Source organism: Planktothrix sp. FACHB-1355 (assembly GCF_014748295.1).
In the GTDB taxonomy this organism is placed as follows: Bacteria; Cyanobacteriota; Cyanobacteriia; order Cyanobacteriales; family Aerosakkonemataceae; genus Aerosakkonema; species Aerosakkonema funiforme_A.
Window position 1 is genome coordinate 1 of the sequence record NZ_JACJUP010000561.1, and the last position, 4,351, is coordinate 4,351.

Here is a 4,351-nt window from a genome sequence, read left to right on the forward strand (position 1 = left end):
GAACTGGGGATAAACCAAAAATCCAAAATCTTCTCTTGCGAAGGTGAGTATCGTGACGGTCACCGCCAAGACGCCCACTTCGCGCAAAATCTAAAATCTAAAATCGATCGACTGTGGAGAAAATGCCAAACTCAATATCAAATGACGACCCCCTCTGGTTTAAGAACGCCATCATTTACGAAGTACCGGTGCGTGCCTTTGCCGATAGCAACGGTGATGGCATCGGCGACTTTCGAGGGCTCACAGAAAAACTGGATTACCTACAAGATTTAGGAGTCACCGCACTCTGGATACTGCCCTTCTTCCCGTCACCGCTACGAGATGACGGATACGATATTGCCGATTACACCAGCGTCAATCCCATTTACGGTACGCTATCAGATTTTAAAGAATTTTTGTCAGCAGCGCATCAACGAGATATCCGCGTAATTATCGAATTAATTGTCAACCATACATCCGACCAGCATCCTTGGTTTCAGCGGGCGCGACGGGCAGCGAAAGGCAGCAAGGAAAGAGATTTTTACGTTTGGAGCGATTCTCCCGAAAAATACCGGGAAGCGAGAATTATCTTCAAAGATTTTGAAACCTCTAACTGGACTTGGGACCCGCTGGCCAAAGCTTATTACTGGCATCGCTTCTACTACCATCAACCCGACCTCAATTATGACAATCCAGAAGTCCGAAAAGCCGTCTTGGAGGTGTTGGATTTTTGGTTAGACATGGGAGTAGACGGACTGCGCCTAGATGCAGTACCTTATTTGTACGAACGGGAAGGAACGAATTGCGAAAACCTGGAAGAAACGCACCAGTTTCTCAAGCAATTGCGATCGCACATCGACACCAAATACCCCAACCGGATGTTGCTAGCAGAGGCAAATCAATGGCCTGAAGATGCGGCACAATATTACGGCAACGGGGATGAGTGTCACATGAACTTCCATTTTCCCCTCATGCCGCGTTTGTTCATGTCGCTGCGGATGGAAGATAGCTTCCCCATTATCGATATTCTCAAGCAAACTCCCCCCATTCCCGATAACTGTCAGTGGGCATTGTTCCTTCGCAATCACGACGAACTAACCCTGGAAATGGTGACAGATGAAGACCGAGACTATATGTATCGCGTCTATGCCCAAGACCAGGAAATGAGAGTAAACTTGGGTATCCGTCGCCGCTTAGCACCTCTGCTAGGAAACGATCGCCGTCAAATCGAATTACTCAACAGTTTGCTGCTGTCTCTCCCAGGCACACCCGTACTTTACTACGGCGATGAAATTGGTATGGGAGATAACGTTTACGTAGGCGATCGCAACGGCGTCCGCACACCGATGCAGTGGAGTGCCGATCGCAATGCCGGTTTCAGTCGCACCAATCCCCAAAAACTATATTTACCGATTATCGTCGAATCGGAATATCATTACGAAGCAATCAACGTAGAAGCGCAGCGGGCAAACTCCAATTCCCTTTGGTATTTCATGAAACGCCTGATCGCTACTCGCAAACGTTTCCAGGCATTAGGAAAGGGAAGTTTTGAATTCCTCCACCCAGAAAACCGCAAAGTAATTGCTTTCACCCGCACATACGGTGAAGAACATATCTTAGTAGTGGCGAATTTGTCCCGTTTTGTGCAAACGGTGGAATTAGATTTATCGCCCTTCAAAGGTATGATACCGATCGAAATTTTCGGTCGCACTCAATTTCCCCCCATCGGCGAATCGCCGTACTTTATCAGCATCAGTCCCTACGCATTTTATTGGTTTACCCTCAAGCTGCAACCCAGCTTAACCCAACTGCCAAAACCGCAAACACAACTGACAGCTTTAGTTGCTAACGGTAAGTGGGATAATATTTTTGTGCAACCGGAGTCGAAAACAACTCTGGAATCTATTTTGTCCGATTACCTGTACACTTGTCCTTGGTATAGCGAAAAAGACCGCACGATTTCCGCCGCGCATATTGTGGAAGCATTGCCAATTTTTCGCGAGGAAAAAGAAGCGCGGATAGTTTGGTTGCGGGTAGAGTATACCCAAGGAGAACCGCAAACTTACCTGCTGCTGATAGGTTACGCAGAAGGCGAAGAAGGGAAGCAGCTGTTGGCCGAAAATAACGCCTGTGCGATCGCTCGTCTTCAAGTGCAAGGTAAAAAGGAAAATGGCGTTTTGTTTGATGCGATCGCAGATAAAAATTGTCTGACTTCCCTGCTGGATGCGATCGCGCACGATCGCAACCTCAAAGGAATGGCAGGAGAACTGGTCGCCACAACAACCGATCTGTCCTCGCAGCTAACAGCAAATGCAGATTTGGAACCGCATCTTCTCAGAGGCGAACACAGAAATACTTCTGTAATTTACGGCGATCGTTTCATCCTCAAACTCTTCCGCAAACTCGACGAAGGTATTAACCCAGATCTGGAAATTCGCCGCTTTTTGGGCGAGAAAAAACTCTTGAAACATTTTGCCCCCCTAGCTGGGAAACTGGAGTACCGCCGTGCCAAAAGCGCACCCATAACTGTGGGGATATTGCAACAATATATCCAAGATGCCACGAATAGTTGGGACTACACACTCGATAGCTTGCGCGACTACTTCGATCGCGTCATGTCTCAACAGGCGACAACTACTTTAGTACCCGTTTTTTCCGGATCGCTGTTAGAATTGCAGGCAGCAGAAATTCCCGAATTGGCAAGGCAAACGATCGGTTCCTACCTAGCTTTAGCCGAACTGTTAGGTCAGTCTACCGCCGAATTGCACATGACCCTAGCTTCCGATCTAGAAAATCCCGATTTTGCCCCAGAACCTTTTTCATCTTTTTACCAGCGTTCTATTTACCAATACGCACGCAACCTCACAGGGCAAGTATTTTTGTTGTTGAAAAAACGACTCAAGTCATTACCGCCCGATCTCCAAAAATTGGCACATTCTGTTCTGTATCGCCAAGAAGAATTTCTGGGACGCTTCGAGTTAGTCCTCAAACAAAAGATTACTGCCATGCGTACCCGCTATCACGGCGATTACCATCTCGGACAAGTGCTTTACACCGGCAATGACTTTGTGATTATCGATTTTGAGGGAGACCCGACGCGCACTTTAAGCGAACGGCGCATGAAGCGATCGGCCCTGCGAGATGTAGCGACAATGCTGGAATCATTCTATCATGCTGCTAGCATTGCACTCCGCCGCGAGATCGAAAACGGCACTATCCGCCCAGAAAATCTTCCCTTAATGCAACAATGGGCGAATTTCTGGTGTAACTGGGTGAGTGCTGTTTTCTTGAATAGCTATCTGAAAATTGCTAGCAAAGACAGCTTTTTGCCAAAGACCGAACAAGAATTGCAAGTGTTGCTGGATGGCTATGTGCTGGAGAAAATTATCTACGATTTGGGTTACGAACTCAACAATCGTCAAGATTACGTGGCAATACCGTTACAGCGCCTGATCCAATTTTGATTTTTCTGTTTGGATTTGATGTCATATCGTGTCCGGTCGATTAGCCATAGTTAAATATTAGGTACGTTGTTGCGCTTTAGCGCTCTTATTCGGAGTGCGGCATCGCAACTACGTACCTAAGAAATTTTATTGTGGGCGATCGTCCGGACATAATATTTACAACTTTGAGGTTGAAGGGTTTCATACCTACTTCGTCTCTGACTTGGGTGTTTTGGTTCATAATACTTGTGATAGAGACATTAACCGTATAGGAGGTGGAAGTCCCGATAATCTCAAGCTAAAGCCAGCTGAGCAAAAGTTAAACCCTCCTGGTATATCAGTTTTGAAGGGTGGATCGCCTGCGGAGGCTGCCCAGCAGATGAAGAAAGCATTTCCCAACGCCGCAGGGCTGCATGAAGCAGCTAAAGTCGTAGGTTCAACGAATGAAGCGTTAATTAGAAGCGCTGGTTTTGACATTATGCCCGCTCCAACTAAAAAGTTTCCAAACCACCACAGGATTACTCACCCAAATGGTGGCAAGGGATTCAACGATGAAAATCTCAGTAGGCTCTCTGACGTTTTCACCGATACAAGATTGGAGGATTAGCCATGTTTCTTAAACTAATAGAAATTGTTGATTCAATGCAGAATGTAGTGGTTACAGCGGAAGTAGAAGATAAAGGAGAGTATTACTCTGGTTCAGTTAGTCTTGACAAAATGCCTGAAGTCCTTCGTTTAGAATTTGAGGAGTACGAATTGCTCATAAACAATCAGGTTCTCAGCCTACTCGATCAAATTGAAGAACAGATTAGTATTACTTCATTTACAGTCATTTTTGATGATGGTAGAAAGTTTTATGTAGATGATTTGCAAATATTTCCCATATCTGGAACGATATCGTTTAAAGTATCAAAACAGATTATTTAAGA

3 protein-coding genes are annotated in these 4,351 nt (G+C 45.9%); all 3 read left to right on the forward strand.

Annotation, left to right across the window (positions count from 1 at the left end; genetic code table 11):
• Nucleotides 1-122 precede the first annotated feature (122 nt).
• The 3 genes from treS (at nucleotide 123) to H6S82_RS20630 (ending at nucleotide 4,349) form a co-directional block, all read left to right on the forward strand.
• The gene (gene treS, locus H6S82_RS20620; RefSeq protein ID WP_190465278.1) at nucleotides 123-3,443 is read left to right on the forward strand and encodes a maltose alpha-D-glucosyltransferase; all 3,321 of its coding nucleotides are present in this window, start codon (nucleotides 123-125) and stop codon (nucleotides 3,441-3,443) included.
• A 94-nt stretch (nucleotides 3,444-3,537) separates the two neighbouring features.
• Nucleotides 3,538-4,029, forward strand: a complete 492-nt coding sequence (locus H6S82_RS20625; RefSeq protein WP_190465279.1) for a hypothetical protein — start codon at nucleotides 3,538-3,540, stop codon at nucleotides 4,027-4,029.
• 2 nt (nucleotides 4,030-4,031) lie between these two features.
• On the forward strand, nucleotides 4,032-4,349 hold the full coding sequence (locus H6S82_RS20630; protein WP_190465280.1) for a hypothetical protein: 318 nt from the start codon (nucleotides 4,032-4,034) through the stop codon (nucleotides 4,347-4,349).
• Nucleotides 4,350-4,351: the final 2 nt, after the last annotated feature.